Origin of the sequence: Actinoplanes sp. NPDC049598 (genome assembly GCF_040675435.1) — a bacterium.
Classification (GTDB): domain Bacteria; phylum Actinomycetota; class Actinomycetes; order Mycobacteriales; family Micromonosporaceae; genus Actinoplanes.
Window position 1 is genome coordinate 63,793 of the sequence record NZ_JBFAOX010000004.1, and the last position, 21,568, is coordinate 85,360.

Below are 21,568 nucleotides of genomic sequence, written 5' to 3' on the forward strand. Positions count from 1 at the left end.
TCAGCCGTGCCCGAAAGGTCTCGCATGCTACGGCGAAGCTCTCGCATTCTGTCCACTGTGGCCGGATTCTCGCTGATACTGGCCGGCGTGGCCGGTCCGGCCGCCGCCCATCCACGAGAACCGCAACCCACCCCGCCCGCCGGCGTGCTCCGGCCACCGGCGGTGACCGGCCGCGACGTGCCGGGCACCCCGCCCGGGCCGGGCGAGGTGCTGCCGTTCGCCGAGTCCAAGGTCAAGGCGGCTCCGATCCCGGCGGCCAAGCGCACCCGCGAGCTGACCGGCCGGCGCACCGCCACCACCAAGTTCTTCGCCCTGGCCGACGGCCGGGTGCAGGCCGAGGTGAGCCCCGACCAGGTGCACTACCGCGACAAGGCCGGCAAGTGGCAGGACATCGACACCAAGGTCGCGGCCGCCACCACGCCCGGCTTCCCGTACGCGGTGAGCCGTAACGTCTTCGCCAGCCGCTTCGGCGACCGATCCGACCGGCTCGTCGCGGTCGACCGTGACGGCCGCGGGCTCACCATGGGCCTGGACGCACCGGCCCGCGCCGTGCGCCCGGCCGCGGCCGGCGACGAGGTCACCTACCCGGCGGCGGCCGGTGGCGCCGACCTCAAATACGAGGTGACCGCGTCGGCGGTCAAGGAGAGCATCGTCCTGTCGGCGCCGCCGTCCGGGGCGCCGACCTGGCGTTTCGTGCTCGGCCTGGACCGCGTCCGGGCGGTGCCGCAGGCCGACGGCTCGATCGCCCTGCACGCCGCCGAGGGTGAGGGTGCGCCGCTGTTCGTGCTGCCCAAGCCGTTCATGTGGGACAGCGCTTCCGACCCGAAGTCGCCGAACGGCCAGGGTTGGAGCTCTGCGGTCACGCAGAAGATCAGCGTCGAGAACGGCCGGACGATCCTGACCGTCACCGCCGACCCGGCCTGGCTGGCGAGCAAGGACCGCAAGTACCCGGTCACCGTCGACCCGACGATCAAGATCCAGCCGACCCTCGGTGCGGCCCAGGATGTCATGATCAACTCGTACGAGCCGACGGTGAACTACGACAACATCTGGCGGCTCTCCGCGGGCAGCTCCGACATCGCGACGTTCCGCTCGCTGACCCGGTTCGACCTCGGCAACGTGCCGCGCAACACGACGCTCGACTCGGCCCAGCTGCAGATGTACTTCGATCAGGTGCACGGCGGGGACGCCGCCGACGAGGCCACCCAGGTGATCGAGGCACGGCGGGTCACCGCGAACTGGTCCGAGACCACCGCGAACTGGTCCACCATGAACACCAAGTTCGGCGAGGTGGGCGAGAACAGCGACCAGATCGACCAGGCGCAGACGTCGCGTACGTCCCGGGTCGGGTCCTGGCTCGGCGCCACGGCGACCGACAAGAGCCAGGCCATCGCCGGCGATTACCTCTACAACAGCGACTCCAAGACCGGTGACAACTTCACCTGGGTGCCGCGGGTGACCGAGGCCGGCGGCTACGAGGTGCAGGTGCACTACGTCCCGGGCAGCAACCGGGCGACGAACGCGCCGTACACCGTCTACCACGCCGGTGGCAGCACCACCAAGATCGTCAATCAGACCACCGGTTCCGGCAACGGCGCCTGGGTCAGCCTGGGCAGTTTCCAGTTCAACGCCGGCACCACGCACAAGGTGGTGCTCGGCGACGTGGCCGGCAAGATCGTCGTCGCCGACGGGGTGCGGCTGGTCAAGCGGGCCGAGGCCACCAAACAGCTGCACCAGACCAACGCCTGGCACACGTTCAGCGTCCGGTCGATCGTGCAGAGCTGGCTCAACGGCACGCAACCCAACTACGGCTTCATGATCAAAGGCAAGGACGAGGCCAACCGTACGGGCGGGCCGCGCTACGAGGCCGGCGACTTCTCGTACGGCGGTGAGGACGACCACGGCCCCAAGCTGCTGCTCACCTGGGGCAAGCCCGGTGTCGCGCTGAACCCGGTCACCACGATCCGGGCCTCGGGCGCCGACCTGTCCTGGGGCGCCTACACCGACCCGTCCTCGTCACCGGACGACGACATCGTCGAGTACCAGGTGCACGCGTCCAAGACCCAGAACTTCATGCCGTCCGCGGCCACCTTGGTGGCGCCGGTGCGGCCGGGCAAGACCACCTACAACGACACGCACGCGACGCCGACGCCGGCCAACTCGTCCGAGCCGTACGGCGATCAGTTCTTCTACATGATCGCGGTGAAGACCCGCGACGGCACGGTCGTCCCGGCCCAGACCGAGATGGTGCGCCTGCCCAAGGCCGGCCAGGTGGTGAAGTTCGTCCAGGCCGGCGCGGTCGACAACACGCTGACCAGCAAGCAGCCGACAAAGAACTGGGATGTCCTCGACGCCGGTGGTGAGCTGCAGGTCGGCAACAACGGCGAGCTGTACGGCACCAGCCGGGTCGTGCTCAAGTTCCCCGCGGTCACCGGGCTGCCGGCCAAGACCAAAGTGGTCGACGCCGAGGTCGGCCTGTGGAGCTGGTACACCGAGGGCGGCGGCACCGGCAAGTTCCAGCTGCGCGGCCTGACCCGCGACTTCAGCGAGACCCAGTCGACGTGGAACTCGGCCAGCAGCGGCGTCAGCTGGACCACGCCCGGCGGCGACGCCGAGTCCACCGTCCGCAGCACCGTCTCGCCGGTCACCGGGGACCCGGGCTGGACGTCGTTCAAGGCCGGCCCGCTCGTGCAGAACTGGGTCAACGACGCGTCCACCAACAAGGGCGTCCTGGTGCGGCTGGAGAACGAGTCCACGCCCACCCAGCGGGTGCTGTTCCTGTCGTCGGAGGCGGCCGAGCCGTCGCTGCGGCCACGCCTGCGGATCGTCTACACCGCACCGGACACCAAGAGCACCTACGACGCGCCGACCACGCCGGGCCGGATGGTCCCGGGTGACGAGTCGCTGGTGCCGGTCACCATCACCAACACCACCGACAACGTGTGGTCGCCGTCGGACTACGAGCTCTCGTACCGCTGGGAGCGCGCGGACGGCACCGACGTCAGCAACGCCGACAACCAGAAGCACACCCCGCTGCCGTCGGCCCAGGCGCCGGGCGGGGTGGTGACCGTCAACGCCACCGTCAAGGCCCCGGCCAACAGCGGCGACGGCGACCGGCGCGAGGATTACGTCCTCAAGTGGGACGTGCGCAACAAGACGACCGGGCAGTGGCTGTCGCAGAGCGCCAAGATCGATCCGCTGGACCAGAGCGTCGCGGTCGAGAACCCGACCTCCGACCAGCTCGGCCTGGAGAAGTTCTACCAGTACACCGGCGGTTCGACCGGGTCCGGCTCGACCGTGATGGTCAACCAGTTCTCCGGTAACGCGGTGGTCGGCTACAACCCGCTGGAGAACCCGAGCCGGGGCGTGTCGACGTTCGCCCGGCTCACCTACAACAGCCAGGACACGTCCGACTCCGGTCTGGGTCTCGGCTGGTCGCTGTCCACCTCGAGCACCGTCCGGATGGGCTCGCCGCTGGAGTTCCGCGGCGACTACACCTGGCCCGAGCAGGTCGCGATGACCGACGGCGACGGCACCACGCACACCTTCAAGCTGGACAAGCACGACAGCGGCAACCCGGCCGACTGGCGTTATCTGCAGCCCGCCGGCGTGCACATGTTCCTGCAGAAGACCAACGACGGCGACCCGACCCGGGCCTGGACGATGACCCGGCCGGACCGCAGCCAGTTCGTCTTCGACGACGACGGCTACCAGCAGCTGGTTCGTGACCGCAACGGCAACGAGCTGGAATTCACGTACGAGTGGGTGCGGCAGAACAACCGCACCGTGAAGGTGCTGCGCTACCTCACCGACCCGGCCAACCGGCAGACCCTGACCCTCGACTACTACGAGGCCGGGGACCCGTGTGACGTCTATGTCGCCGGCACCCGGACCACGGTGACCAGCCTCGGCTACCCCCGGGTGGTCGGCCGGCTCAAGTCGATGACCGACGTCAGCGGCCGCCAGATCCAGCTGGTCTACAGCGACGACGGCCTGCTGCGGGAGATCACCGACGGCGCCGGCACCGCCGTGGCCAAGGTGCTGGGCTTCGCCTACGACGACGCCACCGACCGCCTGATCCGGGTCGACGACCCGCGCAAGAACAAGACGAAGATCGACTACTTCGAGGGCGACGACGCGTTCACCGAGGGCAAGGTCAGCACGCTGACCGACCGGCTCAACAAGATCACCAACGTCGAGTACGCCGACCCGGACGGCTCGGCCAGCGCCGGGGTGATCACCACGGTCACCGACGCCAAGGGCCGCGCCACCGAGAACGTGATCGACGGGTTCGGCCGGGTCACCCGGATCACCAACGCCAAGGACGAGGTCACCAACCTCACCTGGGACGCCGACAACAACGTCAACCGGCTGGAGGAGGCCAACCACGCGGTCACCACGTGGCGCTTCGACCAGCAGACCGGGTACCCGCTGGAGATCAAGGACCCGGAGGCGAACCAGAACAACACCGCGCCGACCCGGCTCGATTACCGATACGGGCTCAGCGGTCACACCGCCGAGGTGACCATGAAGGTCACGCCGGAGGGCCGGCGCTGGGACTTCGGGTACGACGACCTCGGCAACCTGACATCGGTCACCGACCCGAAGGGCACCTCGACCGCGACCGCCGGCGACTACACCACCAGCTACACCTATGACGGCTTCGGCCAGATGCAGACCGAGACCGACGCCAACGAGCACGTCACCAAGTACGGCGGTTACGACGTCGTCGGCTACCCGACCACCATCACCGACCCGCTGAACAAGGTCACCACGTACTCGTACAGCTCGATCGGCAGTGTCCTGTCGCAGACCGACGCGCTGAACCACAAGTCGGAGTACACCTACGACACCTTCGGGCGCCCGCTGACCACCAAGGTTCCGAAGGACTCGGCGGCCGGCAGATACATCACCACGCCGGCGCCGGTGTACGACAAGAACGACAACGTCACCGAGCAGACGTCGCCGACCGGCGCGGTCACCAAGGCGTCCTACGACGCCGCTGATCAGACCAGCACGACGACCGAGCCCAAGGACAACGACTCCGACCCCGACCGCGTCACCAAGTACGACTACGACCAGGTCGGCAACGTGGTGAAGAAGACCGAGCCCAAGGGCACGCTCACCGCGGCCGACACGACCGACTTCACCACGTCGTACGTCTACGACGAGCTCAACCGGGTCGTCCAGATCACCGACGCCGCCGGTGGCCGGGCCACCGCCGGTTACGACAACGTCGGCAACCTGGTGATCGCGGCCGACCAGCGCAAGAACGCCACGGCCGACGCCAACGACTTCAACGTCAAATACACGTTCGACCTCAACCACCGGCAGAAGACGGCGATCGACGCCAAGGGCTTCACCACCAAGAGCGAGTACGACAAGGACGGCAACAAGACCGTCGACGAGGACCAGGACGGCAACAAGACGACGACCGTGTTCGACGAGCGGTCGGCGCTCAAGGAGCGGAAGGTCCCGCACAAGTCGTCCGGGGGCACGGTGACCTACCGGACCACCCAGTACGAGTACGACGAGGTCGGCAACCAGACCCGGGTGATCAGCCCGCGCGGCGTCGCGACCGCCGACCCGGACGACTTCGCCACGGTCACGCTGTACGACGAGCTGAACCGCAAGAAAGAAGTGCAGCAGCCGTACTCGAAGACCGACGTCAAGTTCACCACGCCCGCCGTCACCACCTACAAGTACGACGACGTCGGCAACCTCGAGCGCATCTCGGCCCCGCCGTCGGAGGGTGAGACCGCCCGCAACGACACGGTGAGCGCCTTCTTCGACAACGGCTGGGTCAAGACCAGCACCGACGTGGCGTGGAACATCGTCTCCACCTACGACTACGACGACAACGGCGCCCAGACCTCCCGGAAGGTGACCTCACCCGGGGCCACCGCACGCGAGATGAACTGGACCTACTACCCGGACGGCAAGAAGAAGTCGCAGGCGGACAACGGCGCCGGTTCGGCGTCGCCGCGCAAGGACTTCCGCTACGAGTACGACCCGAACGCGAACCTGGTCAAGATGCTCGACCAGAGCACCGACGCCAAGATCGACAACTATGCGGTCTCGTACGACGGGCTCAACCGGGTGGCCAGCGTCGAGGAGAAGCTCGGGACCACGGTCAAGAACACCACGACGTACGCGTACGAGCAGAACGACCTGCTCAAGCGGCGCACCCACGACAAGCAGATCACCGAGTACACGTACGAGCCGGAACGCGACCTGGCCACCCGGATCCGCAACTCCACCAACCCGGACGACGGCAAGCCCAAGGACACCAGTTACACGTACACGTCCCGGGGCGAGGTCAAGACCGAGACCAAGGGCAACAAGAACGTCGTCACCAAGGACTACAACCTCGACGGCTCGGTCGCGAGCGACGTCGAGAAAAAGTCCGACGGCACGGTGGTCAACCAGCACACGTACGAATACGCGGCGAACGGCCAGAAGTCGAAGGACACGGCGCACAAGCAGAACGCCGACAACAAGAGCGCGTACCTCGACACGACGAAGACCTACGAGTACGACCCGCAGGACCGGATCCGCAAGTCCACCAAGACGGGCTCCGGCGCCGGCACCGAGTCGTACGTGCACGACGCGAACAGCAACGTCATCGAGCAGACCGTCGGTGGCACCACCACCACCTTCAAATACTCGAAGAACCGCCTCACCTCGGCCTCCGCGCTCGGTGTCAGCTCCAGCTACGACTACGACCCGTACGGCCGGCTGAAGACCGTCACCGCGCAGGGCATCCAGCTGGAGAGCTACGAGTACGACGGCTTCGACCGCACCACCAAGCACACCACCAACCCCGGTGGCGACGTCACCACCTACAAGTACGACCCACTGGACCGGCAGGTGCAGCGCACCCACGGCGGCAAGACCACCGACATGGTCTATCTCGGGCTGACCGAGGAGCTCTCGGCCGAGCTCGAGGGCACCAAGGTCGTCAAGTCCTACCAGCACGGCGCCGGCGGTGAGCTGCTGTCCCAGGTCAAGAACAACAGCGACAACACCACGGAGGACTCCTACACCGGCTACGACGGCCACAGCGACGTCGAGCAGATCACCGACGACAAGGGCGACGGGCGGGCCACCTACGGCTACACGGCCTACGGCAAGAACGACGCCGGTCAGTTCACCGGCGCCGACAAGGCCGACGCGAGCGACAAGCCCGACCCGGACCGTACGCCGTACAACTCGTACCGCTTCAACGGCAAGCGGTTCGACCAGTCGACCGGCGACTACGACATGGGCTTCCGCGACTACGACCCGGGCATCAACCAGTTCCTGTCCCGGGACTCGTACAACGGGGCGCTCGACGACCTGGGCCTGGCGGCCGACCCGTACACCGGCAACCGGTACGCGTTCGCCGGCGGCAACCCGATCTCCAACGTCGAGCTCGACGGCCACAACTGGCTCAGCGACGCGGCCGACAAGGTCGGCAACTTCGTCAAGGACGCGGCCGGCGCGATCGGCTCCGACGGCAAGGACGCGGCCACCGGCATCGCGCAGGTGGCCTATGACACCGCGGTCGGCGGTAATCCCCTGGTCAGCAAGGAGACCAGTGACGCCGCCAAGGGACGCGCGAAGGAGCGCGGCGAGGGCCTGAAGAAGACCCTGAGCAACCCCGGCCAGGCCGTGCAGGACTGGTCCGATCGCCTCACCGCGGACGTGAAGTCCGGTCACCCGGGCGCCGCGGCCGGTCACCTGCTGTTCGACGCGTTCAGCATCGCCGCCGGAGGTGGTGGCGGCGGAGCGGCCAAGGCCGGTGCCGCGGGCAAGACGGCCGGCGCCGCCGGCAAGGCCGGCAAGGCGGGCGACGCTGCCCGGGCCGGCGGTGCCGCGGACAGCGCCGGGAGCCGGTTGACCGCGTCGGTCGGCAAGGACTGTGTCGGCAACAGCTTCCTGCCGGGCACCGCGGTCCTGCTGGCCGACGGCAGCCAGAAGGCCATCGAGAACGTCACGCTGGGCGACAAGGTGCTGGCCAGCGACCCGGAGAACGGCGACACGGAGGGCCGTCCCGTCATCCGCCGGATCACCGGCAACGGCACCAAGCACCTGGTCGACGTCACCATCGACACGGACGGAGACAAGGGAGACGCCACCGCAACGGTGACCGCGACAGCCGGCCACCCGTTCTGGGTCGACGAGCGAGGCGATTGGATCGACGCCGGTGACCTGCAGCCGGGCGACACGGTCACGACCCCGGCCGGCAAGCACCTGGCGGTCGTTGCCACGCACGCCTATCAGAAGGTGCAGCGGGTCTACAACCTCACGGTCGACGGCATCCACACCTACTACGTGCTCGCCGGCACGAAGCCGGTCCTCGTCCACAACTGCGGATCGAACTTCGCCCCCGGCAAGGCTCAGAGCCACTACGACAAGCACGTTCTCGGAAAGATGCCGAACGGCAGCTCCAAGCCCGGGGGCGCGGACATGCCCGAGTTCCTGGACAAGAGCGATTATGTGAGCGGTGCGCGTGACCTGCTCGACGGCCCTGCCGGGAACGGGGTTCTGGAAGGCACGCGAGGGACCGACCTGTTGCGCTACGACACCAATTCGGGGGCCTTCGGCGTCAAGTCAGCCGATGACATAATCAGAACCTTCTTCCGCCCCGACGGCGGCGAAGGATACTTCCGGGGCACGCCCGGCCTGGTTCCCCGAAACTTCTCATGAAGGCGAGCATGACGAACTCCTTCGATGCGGCGGTCGCCCGCAGGGCGGACGACAACGGCTGGTCGAGACTGCGGACCGCCGACGTCATGGTCGACGCATGGTCGTCGTTCGTCGCCCAGTGCTCGCAGGGCTATGACATGAGCATCTACGAGTACGAAAATGATCTGTCGGTCCGATCGATGATCGAGCGTTTGTTGACCGACGAGGAGCTGGCCGGTTTCCCGGAATTCGCCGGTTTCGCTGCTCGAGTGGCTGAGATCGACGCAAGGTTTCGGGCTCTCCTGCAGGAGGGTGTGGAGATCCGCGATTCTGCCGCAGCGTGGTGGGAGCGCGGAGTTCCGCGGATGGCTGGAGCCGAGCTCGCGGAGGATTTCCACGTGATGTTCGGAGTAACAGTGCAAGAAGCACCCGGCCGGTAAGGAACGACAGCCGGCTTCGGCATCCTGTATCGCCTCGTCCTCGTCGAGGGCGGGGCGATACAGGGTTGTGGACGACTCGGCCGCTGCGGATCCCGGCCGGAGCCGATCGTGCGGCCGCATCCTCGGTGCTGAGGCGTACGGCACGCGCCAGCCATGATCATCGGTGTGCTGCCGGGCCGCTTCTGTGCTGCAGGGTGGAGATGAGAGCGAGGGTCGATTCGGCACCCTGGTTCAGGTTGGGCCCGTGCAGGGTCAGCCCGTCGTAGCCGCCGCCGGTGGCCGGATCCCACATGACACGGCCGATGTCGTTGGCGCCGAGGAACCAGTCGATGGACTGGCGCACCCCGGTGTGCCAGGTTGTGTCGCCGGTGATGGCGGCGGCAGTGGCGCAGGCGTCGGCCAGCGCCGCCACTTCGATCGGTTGCTGGTCGTGCCGAAGTCGGGGGCCGCCGGATTGCCAGCCTGACGACGGGAGCACCGAGAGGTGGCCGTCGCTGGTCTGAATGTTCCGCAGCCAGGCCAGCATTCGCAGGCCGGTGTCCAGCACTGGGGGGTCGTCAAGAAGGTCGCCGACGGCGATGAGGGCCTCGGCGAGGGCAGCGTTGGCGTAGCTGAGCCGCTGTTCCGGCCACGGCCAGCGTGGGTCGGGACCCGGACGGCCGATGACGTCGGCGGCGTCGGCCAGGAGGTCCGCGGCCGGTTCGTGGCCGGGATCGGCGCGGAGCAGTTCGGCCGCGCCGAGCGCGGCGAACGCCATGGCCCGCGGGGCGGAGGCCCGGCACGAGGCGCCTCGGGCGAACGCGAGGAGGGCTTCCTGGCGGATCCAGGAAACCGGGCAGCGGGCAGCGGCGGTGCCGAGCCCCCAGAGGGCGCGTCCCCAACAATCCCCGAGGCCGGGCTGGTCGCTCCATCTGCGGTCGAATCCGAGCCGGTTGCGAAACGCGCCGTGGGCGTCCTGCGCGTGGCTGAGGAAGGCCAGATAGCACTCCGCGAGCCGGAGCACCTCAGCCGACGGGGCGGCCTCGCGGCTGGTGACGACGAGGCCGCGAGCGACGTCATCGGTGCAGTAGCCGTGCTCGCGGCGAGCGGTGGCGTGGCGGGCATGCTCGAAGAGGCCGGTGTCGTCGGTGAGACGCGCCAGGTGCGCGAAGGTGGGTGAGGGCACGTCGCGGTCTGGTCCCGGCGCGACGGTCGTCGTCTTGACGGTCACGGGCCTGTCACGGCGACCGGGCGTACGGTGGCGGTGACTGGCTTCGTGCACGGTGGTACCCGCGGCGCGCGACCGTTCCGCGCCAACCTCACGCAGACTCGGATTTGGCACCCTCGGCCAATGTGGCCTGATCCAGGTGGAGCGTGGCCAGCAACCCGCCATGCCGGGAGGGGTCGATGAGATCGGGTAGCTCCCGGTCGACGAAGTCGGCCCGGTTGTGCTGACCACGCTCACGAAGAACGGCGACGACAAGTGCCTTGGATATGGTCATTGTCTGCTTCCTGAAATTGCCTGCGGCGTGAAGGGGGCCGCCGGATTCTGGAGCGACAACCCCCAGCGTACGCCTGTGCCGGCGCCGGGCCTCATCCGGTGGCTCCGGTGGGTGGCCGGGGTTTGATCGTCGTTAAGGTCGAAGTTGCTCTCAACGATGTGCTGCTCGCGGTAAAGGATGCCTCCTGACGCTCAGTGGCCGGTGGGCGGAATGTTCGACGAGTGGCCGTGCTGCTCCGCACGTTTCTCACGCTTCGCCGCCTGCTTCTCCTTGATTGTCTTGCCCTTTTTCTTGACGTTCGCTTTGGCCGTCGAGTCCTTGGACATGATCGAACCCCCTGAACGGGTCGGTGTGCACGTCGCCTGGTCGTGGCGGACAAGCCACGGGGCGTACGCGAAGTCATGCAGCACCCCGACCCTACGCTTCTTTCTGCACACACGACGATCAACGAGCGCTCGAAATGTGGCGCCGCATATCCCGCACTGATTCGGCACGCTTTTCACGATTGAACGCGCGCCGTGCGGGAACGCGTCAAGGCATATGGCTACCTATCGCAGCGCCTCAACGCTTCTGTCCCCGGACGGCACCCGGACTCCCGGGACGGCGGCACTGTTCGCCGAACCTGCCCGCAACGGCGGAACACCACCCTGGGCCGGCGACTTCAGGCCCGCGAACGGAACCGGCATCGACCTGAAGGACGTTGCCGGTAAGACCTTTCAGTTGGAACTCCCCGACGGCAGTACCGGCCAGGTGGTGGTGCAGAAGGTCAAGAACGGCAAAGGAGGCGCCACGTTGGTGCTCATGGGCGAGAACACGCCGCCCTTCTGATCCGTTGAGAGATCTCGAGCAGGCCAGGTGTGACCGGCACGCCTCCCGCCGGGGGCCGGAGAACGTCGCGTCCTGACTGCACCGGCCATGCGGCGGCGACAACCCGCCGTCCGCGCGGTTACCGGCCTCCCAGCTCGGGAAGGTTCGGGAGACCGACGACGATGTTGTCGGCCACCTCGCTGAGGCGGCGGTTGTCACGGCGGGCGAAATCACGGATCAGGGTGAACGCGTCGTCCGGGCTCACGCCGCGGGATTGGGCGACGATGCCTTTCGCTTGTTCGATGACGACGCGACTGTTCAGAGCGCCCTGCAGCTGACCGGTGAGCACCTCGCCGCGGCGGATGGCCCGTTCCTGCAAGAGGCCGAGGACGGCGACATCGGCCAGGGACTGCACGATGTGGGCGTCCGCCTCGTCCAGTTCGGTGGTGCTGCCGAACACGCCCATCGCGCCGATCACTTCTTTGCGGAGGCGCAGCGGGAAGGCGTGCACCGACTCGAAGCCGGCCCCGGCGGCGCGGGGGGCGAACCCGGGCCACTTCCCCGTTGCCGCGGCCAGGTTCACGTTGGTCACCGGCTGGGCTGTGCGGAAGGCGTCGAGGCACGGGCCTTCGTCGTGCTGCAGCTGGAACAACTCCATGAGCCGGGCGCTCTCGTCGGAGGCGGCCATGAAAGTGAGCCGGTCGCGATGATCGGCAAGCATCAACCCGACCTCACCGGTGTCGAACAGGCCGGCCACCCGTCGGGTGAGCATCTGCAAGAACTCCACCACGTCGAACTCGTCGACGAGGGTGTCAGCCACGTCGACGAACAACGTCGCCAGCCGTTCGGCGGAAACGGTGGTCACAGCGGTTCACCGCCCTTCTCCGAATACCGGACCGACGGCGGTCAGGACTGGCCGCTGTCGAACGAATGCGTACGCGTCACCACGTCGCGCGCGACGTCCCCCAGCGCCTTGTCCTCGGCATACGCGTAAGCGCGGAGCCGGGCCAACGCGTCCGCCAACGAGATACCCAACTGCACCGCCACCATCCCTTGAGCCTGGAACAACTCCGCCCGCTGCCCCACCACTTCGTCGTCCAAGCCGTCGGCGGCCGCACCGGGCGCCGCCCGGGCCTGACCGTCGAGCAGCGTCGTCACTGCCACGTCGGCGAAGGTCATGGCGTCCCGGAATTCCCCGGCGGTCAACAAGCCTGCCTCGTACCGGAAGACGTCGAGGGCTCCCAGACGTGCCGCGCCGATCTGCAGAGGGAACGCGAACACCGCCCGCACACCCCTGTCGTGCAGCGCGGGAGCGTACCCCGGCCACCGGCCCATCGCCCCGTCCGAGAGGTGGGGAACCAGCACCGGCTGACGGCTGGCGAACGCGTCCAGGCACGGGCCCTCACCCAGCGTGAACTGCAACTCCTCGACCGGCTGGTATTCCGGCTCGGACACCGCGGCCACGCCCCGCATCCCGCCTCCGGCCAGCACGCTGACCCCGGTGCCGGAGGCGGACAGGGCCCGTCCGGCGGCGCTGCACAACCGGCGCAGCATCCCCGCGACACCATCGCCGTCATCGGGCCGCGCCGGCTCGTTCGCGACCAGGCCGAGCACTCGGACGATGCGCTCATCCATGATGAGCACGAAGTGGTCGGCCGCGGTGCACGCGCGCGGCTGAACGTAAGTGGGCTGTCATGGCTGCGCCTCTCCCTGAGTCGGGGAACCGCCGAGGGCTAGGGCAGCAGCATGTCCGAGGTTCGACTGATAAGCGTCACCCTACGCGGTGGGGCAGTTGGTCGGGCGTTACCTCGCCGCCGATCTGCCCCGAGTGAACGGGCAACCCCTGGCCTGCTCAGCCGACGCCGGCACGGCCGGCAGCGCGTACGGTGGGACGCAGTCTCCAGTTCACGACCGCCAGGCGGGCCCTCGTCCCGTCGTCCCGCGCGGCGACCATGCGTTTATCGCCCCCTATGTCTCACCGACCTGCCCGGGATCATCGATCAAGGACGATTCCGTGGCGGTCACGCCATCCCCATACCGACATTCGAGGAGAACGACATGATTTCAGGTTCCGCGTCCACCTCGTCACCGTTGCGTGAGCCGGCCAAGACGCTTCGCGAAAGAGGCGCGGACAGTTTCCACGCCGCGCTTGCCGGGGCCTTGGTCACGAGTCTTGACGTCGCTCTCGAGGCAGGAGATCACCCGCGGGCGGTCAACATCATCAACCGGGGATTCGCGGAGGGCAACCCTCAACTGGGCTGTGATCTGCTCTGCCGGGCTATAGCGGTCGTCGGGACGGCCCGGACATGGACTGTACAACTCGCGCCCCAGACCGACGCCCGACAAAGATCCGCGCTGTAGGGCTCGGACTCAGACGGCCCGACCCGACCCACGCCGGTTCGGCTTCGCCCGGCCGGTTCTCGCTCTGTGAACTTGCCCGGGCATGCTGGTGGCGCTGCCGGAGAACACCGATGACAAATCCTTTTGAAATAATCCAAAATCAGCTCCCTGCTCCGGCCCGCCGGTGACGAATCGCGGATGCCAACTTCGGATCGACATCTTCACTTGGCGAGAGCTCACTATATGGACTGGTGGAGAGTGGCTTTTTTGGCACGTCGCAGCGTCGGGCTGGTCCCCTGAATTCCCAGCTTGCAGTGCCCGCCACGGGTGTCGTCGAACTATTTCGGACCTCGTTTTTTGGCGCGACGTGCAAAATTCGTCGTGGTCAGTTGCCGTGCTAGGCTGACTGCGTTCCGGTTTTCGTTTTCCTCAGGGCGAGGCAACGCAAGGTGCGTCTCGAGGAGGACGCCAAGGATTATTAGGCGGGAATTTCCCGCCTTCTGATGCTGCCCGAGTGCTTCGCCAGAAGCCCTCGGGTGGAGCGGCGGCCGGCTGATCAGGGTTGATGGTCCGTGATTGTTACGCGATCTCCCCGCAGCCGGCCGTCACTGTAAACGTGGTGCACAACGGTCGTTGGAAGAGCAGGCCCTTCGGCTGTTTCCACTTTGCTCCGGCCGTGGGGGCCGACTGGTTCAGCGGTCCCCACGGCCGGTACTCGGCCCGATCAGCCCGGCACGCTTCAAGACGTCCGGCGGTAACGCTGCCGCCCATCTCCCGCCGATCCGGCCGGGTTGGGCCTACGTCACGCGGATCGGTCGCCGGTGCCGCCCACGGTCGGCGCGGCGGTCTGCTGCTCACCGCCGGGCCGGATGGGACCGGACGAGGCCCGGATGCTGTCCCGGGCGGCTCGGGCGACGGCTTCGGCAGTGATCCCGAATTCCTGGTAGAGCCGCTGGTAATCGGCTGAGGCGCCGTAATGCTCGAGACTGACGATGCGGCCGGCGTCTCCGACGATGTCGCGCCAGCCCTGGCCGATGCCGGCGTCGACGCTGACGCGCGCACGGAGAGCAGGCGGGAGCACCTGGTCGCGGTGGACAGGGGCTGCTGGGCGAACCACTTGCGGCACGGTGATTGTGTCCGAGCGTCGCCCCCAGTGGCGCAGGGTGCGGGGGCTCAGTTCGACGCTCATCGGCCTTGCTTTTCGACGTAGGCGCCGACGTGACGGTCAGCTCGCGATCCAGGGCAGTCTTTCCTCGCTGTGCACGATCAGGCCGTCGATGCCGGTGGCGTCTCGCTCAGGCGGATGGCTTCTGCGGCAAGGACCGGCCTGGCGTTGATGTCGAGCGGGGCTGCCGACGACAGCGGGATGCTGGTGGTCAGCGGACGGCCTTGACCTCGGCGAGGAGCTCGGGCGTGTGGCGGTTGTCGGTTGCGTCAGCCGCGACGGCCAGTGCGATCTCGGCCGAGGCGCGGCTGGCGCCCGGCGGGACCACCAGCAGGTCGAAACGGTCCTGCCCGAAGTCGCCTACGATGGTGATCAGCCCGGCCGGCTGGGAGGTGAACCAGCCCAGCCGCACCGCCCGGCCGCCGACAGTGGTCCGACGCGGATGCGGTAGATCCCACTCGCCGGCGTTCATCATGACGTGCGTTATCTGGCCGCGGAGACCGGCCAAGGCTTCGACGAGCGCGGGAAGCTCCGCGACGGCGTCGGTGGAACGCGGCCACCAGGCGCCGTCGAGGACGGTGGTGCGCGACGGCACCGGATCCATCCGCAGGCGTACCGCGCTGTCCGGGGCTTGGGGAGTGCTGGTCTTTGCGATCTTCATCGGGCTGCCTTCCTGTCGGCGACGTCCGCGCCATCGAAGGGCGGGCGCGGTGCGCTCGTCGGAGGAGACGTCCAGAAGCCGGGTGTCCTTCCACCGTACGCGCTTTCTCCCGGATACGCGGACCGCGTCCGCAGACCGTCACCCGGTGCTCGGTAGGTGCTCGTCTCGGTCGAGCAGCGCCGCGCCGCCTGTTTGACGGCTCGCAGGACGGGTACCCAAGGCGGTCAGGCGGACGTCCAGACTCCGCGGCCGTGTCAGTTCTTCGTTCGCCGGGTTCTTGCCATCGGCCTACTCGGTAAGAGATGTTCGTGAGGAGTCGTTTCATGGGTGCACCGGCAATGCCGCGTCCTAAAACCGGCGGCAGCGATTTCGCCGTGTTGAACCGTCAGATCGTCGAGTCTGGACTGCTTGAACGCCGGCCCGCCTACTATGCCGTACGCATGAGCGTCGTCACAGTGATGCTTGCCGGCGTATGGACTGCCTTCGCGCTGATCGGCTCGTCCTGGTGGAACATCGCGGTGGCCGGGCTGCTGGGCGTGGTGTTCTCGCAGACGGCTCTGCTGGCCCACGACATCGCGCACCGGCAGGTGTTCCGGACGAAGGCCCCCAGCGCCCTGGCGGGCCGGATCGCGGCGAACATCGCCGTCGGAATGAGTTACGGCTGGTGGATGGAGAAGCACACCCGCCATCACAACAATCCCAACCACGACGACCTCGACCCGGACGTGCAACCCGAGGTGCTGATCTGGGCCACCGAGTCAGCCTGGGGCCGGCGCGGGATCAAGGGCTTCGTCAGCCGGCACCAGGCCGGGTTGTTCTTTCCGCTGCTGACGTTGCTCAGCATCGATCTGCGCATCTCCAGCATCAAGGCGCTGCGGCGCCCGGACATGAAGCGCCGCGGCCTGGAAGCAAGCCTGATGGGTCTGCATCTGGTCGCTTACGTGGCCGCGCTGCTGCTGGTGCTGTCCCCGCTGCAGGCCCTGGTGTTCTTCCTCGTGCATCACGCCGTGTTCGGGGTGTATCTGGGGATGACCTTCGCACCCAACCACAAGGGCATGCCACACCCGACCGGCGAGGAAGACTACCTGCGTAAGCAGGTACTGACCTCCCGCAACGTCAAGGGCGCCCGGCTCACCGACGTGGCCCTGGGCGGGCTGAACTACCAGATCGAGCACCACCTGTTCCCGGCGATGCCCACCCCGAACCTGCCCAAGGCGCAGCCCATCGTCCGGGCGTACTGCAACCGGATCGGCGTCTCCTACGAGGAGACGAGCCTGATCGAGTCGTATCGGCAGGCGCTGCGGTATCTGCACGCGGTCGGAGCACCGCTGCGGGCGACGCGACGCGGCCGGCGGCTCGGCGCCGACGTCGGCATGCCGACGTTCCGCTCAGGTGGACGGAGTACCGTTGGCGACAGTTGATGGCTTCGTCATCGGCGCCGGCCTCGGCCGGCCGCTCGGCCGAACGGCCGTACATCTCATCGACCTCGGTGGACCTCGTCCTCGCCCCCGTCATCGGGTTGGGCCCGCGCCTGCGTTGGTCCCGAACGACGGGAAACCCCATGGCGTCAGTAGTCCATCACGTTGAGTCGCCCGCTACGCCCGAGCCGCCCTGGGTGCGGCTCGAACCAGTCCGATTCCGGAATGCCTTGCTCGACGGGTGCTGGTGGCCGAGCACGAACGATCTGGAATCGGAGCTGCGCGTTCTCGTACCGATCCTCGACCAGGTCCGCGGGCGGATCGCAAAGGTGCTGGTAAGTGCTGTGGGCTGGACTGCCCGGCCGCACACCATCGTCGCGGCGGGCCGCACGGTCGCCGTCGCCTATCTGGCCGGCCAATCGCCTGTGATCATGACCGTTCTGTGCGCCGACGGCGGGACTTTCACCCTGCGCGTGGCTCCGCCCGGCCCGGCCCCCGACCTTTCGAAGGGGACAGCGTGCGGCTGGGACGAAGATGCGTGGCGGACCACGGCCGGCGGTTTCGGCCCGCTGAGCGACCGGCCCGTCCGATGACCCCGGCACCGGCCGGCGCAGCGCGTCCGGTCAGCCACCGGATAGCCAACGAGGCCCTCTATCGCGCCGTCGTAGCGGCCGGCCGGGCACCCTCGGCCTTCAACGCGCAGCCGTGGCGCTGGCGGGTCACCCACGGCGCACTGGACCTGTTCGCCGACCACGACGAGACACCGGTGACAGCCGGCGCGATCGACCGGTTGACGACGATCAGCTGCGGCGCCGCCCTGCACCACGCCCGCCTGGCTCTCGCCGCGCGCGGCTGGCGCGTCACGGTGACGCGCCAGCCCGACACCGCAGATCCCACTCATCTGGCTCGGCTGCGCATCGACGGTCCGGCCCCGGTGAGCCCGGACACCGTTGAGCTGGCCCGGGCCATCGACCAACGGCGGACCGATACGCGTGCGGTGACCGGCGCTCCGATCGAGCCAGAGGATCTGCACGGCATCGTCGCGGCGTTCGAGGCGCAGCACGTCAGTCTCGGGGTGCTGCGTCCTGACCAGATACTCGGCCTGACGGTGGCGTCCAGCGGCCTGCCCGACAGCGATTCAGCCGGGGCGCAGTGGAGGGCGGAGCTGGCCTTGTGGGCCGGCGCGGACCGGATAGTCGGCGCGGTCGACGATCCGCGGTTACCCATCGCGCACGGTGAACACGACCGGGCCGCAACCTTCGCGATGCTGCACGGGCCGCGCGACGACAGCCTCGACTGGCTGCACGCCGGCGAGGCCCTGTCGGCCGGTTCACTGGTCGCGGCCGAACTCGGAGTGTCGGTGTTGCCGTTCAGCGCACCCATTGGGAACGACCAGGCCCGTGACATAGTGCGCCGAGCCCTACCCGAATTCGGCCACCTGTACCTGATGATCCGACTGGGTCACCACGACACCGGAGCCCTCGCCCCGCGAACCGGGAGGAATGAGGCCCGGCATCCTCGTGGAACTCGACCATGAGGCGTGATCTGTCCAGCGGGGAGTCGACCGCGCTGGTCTGGTGATTCAAGAGCCGCATGAGTTGTGGCCCGATCGGAGCGTCGCCGGGCAGCCTCCGGCCATCGGGTCGTCCCGGCGCGCGCCGGGCTCGTGCCTGTCCCTCTACGCCGCGAGGTGCCGGGGGTGATCGCGCCGGGGGCAGCTGATCATCAGGGCCACGACGTGAGGTCCGGAATGTCGGCCGGGTCGGTCACTATGGTGGCGGCCAGGTCGGCGATGCGGATGTTCCGGCGCCGGGAGTAACCGCGGATCAAGCGGAACGCCTCGTCGGCATTGACGTCGAACGCGTGCATGATGACGCCTTTGGCCTGTTCGATGATGATCCTGCTGTCGAGGGCGTGCTGGAGCTGTTCGGTCAGCGTCTGCTCCCGCCGCAGGGCGCGTTGGTGCAGCAGTCCGATCGTGGCGACGTCGGCCACGGCCTGCACGACCGGTACGCCGGCGGCGTCGAAGCCGGCGCCCGCCTCCGTACCGAAGACGTTCAGTGCTCCGATGACCTCGTGGCGTACCCGTAGCGGGAAAGCGTGCACCGACCGGAATCCCGCCGCCACGGCCCGGGGAGCGAACAGCGGCCAGCGGCCGCTCGCCGCGGACAGATCGGCGTCGGCCACCGGACGACCGGTGCGGAACGCCTCCAGGCACGGTCCGTCGTGGCTCTGCAGCTGGAACAGTTCGAGCCACTTGGCGTTGTCCTGCGAGGCGGCCATGAACTGCAGCTCGTTGTGGTCGTCGGCGAGCAGCATCCCGGCCGCGGTGGCACCGATCAGGTCCGCCGCCTGGACCGTGACCATGCGCAGGAAATCACCCATGTCGAAGTCGTCGGTGAGGGTGTCGGCCGCTGCGACGAGGATCCTCGACAGTTGACCGGTGGACAGGTCGGTCATGACAGCCGCCGTTCGGCCCCGCGGCCGTCGAGAACGGATCGAATCGGGGCGGTGGCTGGCGACATGATGCTCCCGGGTGACGTGCGATGGACACGTGACGCCGGGGCCTGGGGCGACTGAACGACCGAGGCGCAACATCTCGGCCGTTCACGGCGACTATACCCCGGCCGGAACCGAGGTGCGGGTTGAGGACGACGAGGTCAAGCTCCGCCGGTTCACTGCCCGTCTGCGGGGTATGAACTCAGGAGCGTAATCCGCTTCGGCGGTGAACGGCGGCCGTCCAGACTCCGCGGCCATCATCCAGCCACGCCGGTCCCTGCGTGTTCCCACACGAGACCGGCAAGTTTCTAGGAGTCGCGCCATGAGCGCATCTGTCACCACATGCGGCCGGGCCGCCGGAAGTGATTTCGCCGGGCTGAACCGCCAGATCGTCAACGCGGGCCTGCTCGAACGACGGCCCGCCTATTATGCCGTACGGGCGAGCGCAGTGACCGCCTTGATGGCCGGCACATGGGCCGCCTTCTTCCTGATCGGGCCGTCCTGGTGGACCATCGCCGTGGCGGCGGTCCTCGGCGTCATGTTCTCGCAAGCCGCTCTGCTGGCTCACGACGTGGCCCACCGGCAGGTCTTCCGCACGAAGAAGCCGAGCGAGACCGCGGGCCGGATCGTGGCCAACGTCGCCGTCGGAATGAGCTACGGCTGGTGGGTGGACAAGCACACCCGCCACCACAACAACCCGAACCATGACGACCTCGACCCGGACGTGCAGCCCGAGCTGCTGATCTGGGCCACCGAGTCAGCCTGGGGCCGGCGCGGCATCAAGGGCTTCGTCAACCGGCACCAGGCCGGGTTGTTCTTTCCGCTGCTGACGCTGCTCAGCATCGACCTGCGCATCTCCAGCATCAAGGCGCTGCGGCGCCCCGGCATGAGACGCCGCGGCCTGGAAGCAAGCCTCATGGGCCTGCACCTGGCTGCCTACGGGGCGGTGCTGCTGCTGGTGCTCTCCCCGTGGCAGGCGCTGGTGTTCTTCCTGATGCACCATGCGGTGTTCGGGGTGTATCTGGGGATGACCTTCGCACCCAATCACAAGGGCATGCCGCATCCCACCGGTGACGAGGACTATCTGCGTAAGCAGGTGCTGACCTCCCGCAACGTCAAGGGCGGCCGGCTCACCGACATCGCCCTCGGCGGGCTCAACTATCAGATCGAGCATCACCTGTTCCCGGCGATGCCCACCCCGAACCTGCCCAAGGCGCAGCCCATCGTCCGGGCGTACTGCGTCCAGGCGGGTGTCTCCTACGAAGAGACCGGCCTGATCATGTCGTATCGCCAGGCCTTGCGTCATCTGCATGCCGTCGGGGCTCCGCTGCGGGAGTCGCGCCCAGGTCGGGCAGGCCGGGCAGACCGGAGACGATGGTCCCGGCCACCTCGCTGAGGCGGCGGTTGTTCCGGCGGGCGAAGTCACGGATCAGGGTGAACGCGTCGTCCGGGCTGACGGTGCGGGCCTGGGCGACGATGCCTTTGGCCTGTTCGATGATGACGCGACTGTTCAGAGCACCCTGCAACTGGCCGGTGAGCACCTCGCCGCGGCGGATGGCACGTTCCTGCAGAAGGCCGATCACAGCGACGTCGGCCAGGGCCTGCACGATGCTCTCGTCGGCCTTGTCCAGCTCGTCCGCGCTGCCGAAGACACCCATCGCGCCGATCACTTCGTTGCGCAGGCGCAGCGGGAAGGCGTGCACCGACTCGAAGCCGGCCCGGGTGGCCCGCGGCGCGAACTCGGGCCACTTCCCCGTTGCCGCGGCCAGGTTCACATTTGTCACCGGACGGGCCGTGCGGAAAGCGTCGAGGCACGGGCCGTCGCCGTACTGCAGCTGGAACAACTCCATGAGGCGGGCGCTCTCGTCGGAGGCGGCCATGAAGGTCAACCGGTCGCGGTGGTCGGCGAGCATGAGCCCGACCTCACCGGTGTCGAACAGGGCGGCCACCCGCTGAGTGAGCATCTGCAGGAACTCGACCACGTCGAAATCATCGACGAGCGTGTCGGCGACGTCGACGAACAGCGTCGCGAGCCGCTCAGCGGAAACGGTGCTCACCGTGATCCACCGCCCTTCTCCGTATGTGGC

General features: G+C 68.0%; 16 protein-coding genes. 7 read left to right on the forward strand and 9 right to left on the reverse strand.

Going from position 1 to position 21,568, the window contains the following annotated elements; genetic code table 11:
• The first annotated feature begins 57 nt into the window (after positions 1-57).
• Complete coding sequence (locus tag AB0J66_RS11680) at positions 58-8,691, forward strand: DNRLRE domain-containing protein (protein ID WP_364658822.1); 8,634 nt, start codon at positions 58-60, stop codon at positions 8,689-8,691.
• Positions 8,692-8,699: 8 nt separating this feature from the next.
• The gene (locus tag AB0J66_RS11685; RefSeq protein ID WP_364658824.1) at positions 8,700-9,110 is read left to right on the forward strand and encodes a hypothetical protein; all 411 of its coding nucleotides are present in this window, start codon (positions 8,700-8,702) and stop codon (positions 9,108-9,110) included.
• A 157-nt stretch (positions 9,111-9,267) separates the two neighbouring features.
• On the opposite strand, the gene AB0J66_RS11690 is transcribed toward AB0J66_RS11685, so the two are convergent.
• From AB0J66_RS11690 to AB0J66_RS11700, 3 genes are all read right to left on the reverse strand, one after another.
• A complete protein-coding gene (locus AB0J66_RS11690; protein WP_364658826.1) occupies positions 9,268-10,320 on the reverse strand; it encodes a glycosyltransferase in 1,053 nt (350 codons plus the stop codon).
• A gap of 88 nt (positions 10,321-10,408) precedes the next feature.
• Positions 10,409-10,591, reverse strand: a complete 183-nt coding sequence (locus AB0J66_RS11695; RefSeq protein WP_364658828.1) for a hypothetical protein — start codon at positions 10,589-10,591, stop codon at positions 10,409-10,411.
• Between the two features lie 191 nt (positions 10,592-10,782).
• The gene (locus AB0J66_RS11700; RefSeq protein WP_364658830.1) at positions 10,783-10,917 is read right to left on the reverse strand and encodes a hypothetical protein; all 135 of its coding nucleotides are present in this window, start codon (positions 10,915-10,917) and stop codon (positions 10,783-10,785) included.
• 214 nt (positions 10,918-11,131) lie between these two features.
• Between AB0J66_RS11700 and AB0J66_RS11705 the strand changes: the two genes are divergently transcribed.
• Entirely contained in the window at positions 11,132-11,419 is a 288-nt protein-coding gene (locus tag AB0J66_RS11705; protein WP_364658832.1) for a hypothetical protein, read from the forward strand.
• Positions 11,420-11,537: 118 nt separating this feature from the next.
• Here AB0J66_RS11705 and AB0J66_RS11710 read toward each other — a convergent pair whose 3' ends face one another.
• The 4 genes from AB0J66_RS11710 to AB0J66_RS11725 all read right to left on the reverse strand — a co-directional run bounded on the left by AB0J66_RS11710 (position 11,538) and on the right by AB0J66_RS11725 (position 15,564).
• Entirely contained in the window at positions 11,538-12,263 is a 726-nt protein-coding gene (locus AB0J66_RS11710) for a GAF and ANTAR domain-containing protein (RefSeq protein ID WP_364658834.1), read from the reverse strand.
• A gap of 41 nt (positions 12,264-12,304) precedes the next feature.
• Entirely contained in the window at positions 12,305-13,033 is a 729-nt protein-coding gene (locus AB0J66_RS11715) for a GAF and ANTAR domain-containing protein (RefSeq protein WP_364658836.1), read from the reverse strand.
• A 1,507-nt stretch (positions 13,034-14,540) separates the two neighbouring features.
• Positions 14,541-14,927: a hypothetical protein gene (locus tag AB0J66_RS11720; protein ID WP_364658838.1), complete on the reverse strand. Its 387-nt coding sequence runs from the start codon at positions 14,925-14,927 to the stop codon at positions 14,541-14,543.
• Positions 14,928-15,114: 187 nt separating this feature from the next.
• Entirely contained in the window at positions 15,115-15,564 is a 450-nt protein-coding gene (locus AB0J66_RS11725; RefSeq protein WP_364658840.1) for a DUF5994 family protein, read from the reverse strand.
• Positions 15,565-15,902: 338 nt separating this feature from the next.
• Here AB0J66_RS11725 and AB0J66_RS11730 point away from each other — a divergent pair, with 338 nt between their 5' ends.
• From AB0J66_RS11730 to AB0J66_RS11740, 3 genes are all read left to right on the forward strand, one after another.
• Entirely contained in the window at positions 15,903-16,985 is a 1,083-nt protein-coding gene (locus AB0J66_RS11730; protein WP_364659470.1) for an acyl-CoA desaturase, read from the forward strand.
• A 68-nt stretch (positions 16,986-17,053) separates the two neighbouring features.
• A complete protein-coding gene (locus tag AB0J66_RS11735) occupies positions 17,054-17,575 on the forward strand; it encodes a DUF5994 family protein (protein ID WP_364658842.1) in 522 nt (173 codons plus the stop codon).
• Entirely contained in the window at positions 17,521-18,519 is a 999-nt protein-coding gene (locus tag AB0J66_RS11740) for a nitroreductase (protein ID WP_364658844.1), read from the forward strand. Before AB0J66_RS11735 ends, AB0J66_RS11740 begins: the two co-directional genes overlap by 55 nt.
• A 188-nt stretch (positions 18,520-18,707) precedes the next feature.
• Here AB0J66_RS11740 and AB0J66_RS11745 read toward each other — a convergent pair whose 3' ends face one another.
• The gene (locus tag AB0J66_RS11745) at positions 18,708-19,442 is read right to left on the reverse strand and encodes a GAF and ANTAR domain-containing protein (protein WP_364658846.1); all 735 of its coding nucleotides are present in this window, start codon (positions 19,440-19,442) and stop codon (positions 18,708-18,710) included.
• A gap of 361 nt (positions 19,443-19,803) precedes the next feature.
• On the opposite strand from AB0J66_RS11745, the gene AB0J66_RS11750 reads away from it, so the two are divergent.
• The gene (locus AB0J66_RS11750) at positions 19,804-20,877 is read left to right on the forward strand and encodes an acyl-CoA desaturase (RefSeq protein ID WP_364658848.1); all 1,074 of its coding nucleotides are present in this window, start codon (positions 19,804-19,806) and stop codon (positions 20,875-20,877) included.
• Here the strand turns inward: AB0J66_RS11750 and AB0J66_RS11755 are convergent.
• Positions 20,759-21,538 (reverse strand): GAF and ANTAR domain-containing protein, encoded by a 780-nt coding sequence (locus AB0J66_RS11755; RefSeq protein WP_364658850.1) that lies wholly within the window; start codon positions 21,536-21,538, stop codon positions 20,759-20,761. The genes AB0J66_RS11750 and AB0J66_RS11755 overlap by 119 nt on opposite strands.
• Positions 21,539-21,568: the final 30 nt, after the last annotated feature.

Excerpts from the sequence above, each read along its gene's own strand:
- AB0J66_RS11685 (WP_364658824.1), top strand. The coding sequence starts at position 8,700 with ATGACGAACTCCTTCGATGCGGCGGTCGCCCGCAGGGCGGACGACAAC.
- AB0J66_RS11695 (WP_364658828.1), bottom strand. The coding sequence starts at position 10,591 with ATGACCATATCCAAGGCACTTGTCGTCGCCGTTCTTCGTGAGCGTGGT.
- AB0J66_RS11700 (WP_364658830.1), bottom strand. The coding sequence starts at position 10,917 with ATGTCCAAGGACTCGACGGCCAAAGCGAACGTCAAGAAAAAGGGCAAG.
- AB0J66_RS11705 (WP_364658832.1), top strand. The coding sequence starts at position 11,132 with ATGGCTACCTATCGCAGCGCCTCAACGCTTCTGTCCCCGGACGGCACC.
- AB0J66_RS11715 (WP_364658836.1), bottom strand. The coding sequence starts at position 13,033 with ATGGATGAGCGCATCGTCCGAGTGCTCGGCCTGGTCGCGAACGAGCCG.
- AB0J66_RS11720 (WP_364658838.1), bottom strand. The coding sequence starts at position 14,927 with ATGAGCGTCGAACTGAGCCCCCGCACCCTGCGCCACTGGGGGCGACGC.
- AB0J66_RS11725 (WP_364658840.1), bottom strand. The coding sequence starts at position 15,564 with ATGAAGATCGCAAAGACCAGCACTCCCCAAGCCCCGGACAGCGCGGTA.
- AB0J66_RS11730 (WP_364659470.1), top strand. The coding sequence starts at position 15,903 with ATGCCGCGTCCTAAAACCGGCGGCAGCGATTTCGCCGTGTTGAACCGT.
- AB0J66_RS11745 (WP_364658846.1), bottom strand. The coding sequence starts at position 19,442 with ATGACCGACCTGTCCACCGGTCAACTGTCGAGGATCCTCGTCGCAGCG.
- AB0J66_RS11750 (WP_364658848.1), top strand. The coding sequence starts at position 19,804 with ATGAGCGCATCTGTCACCACATGCGGCCGGGCCGCCGGAAGTGATTTC.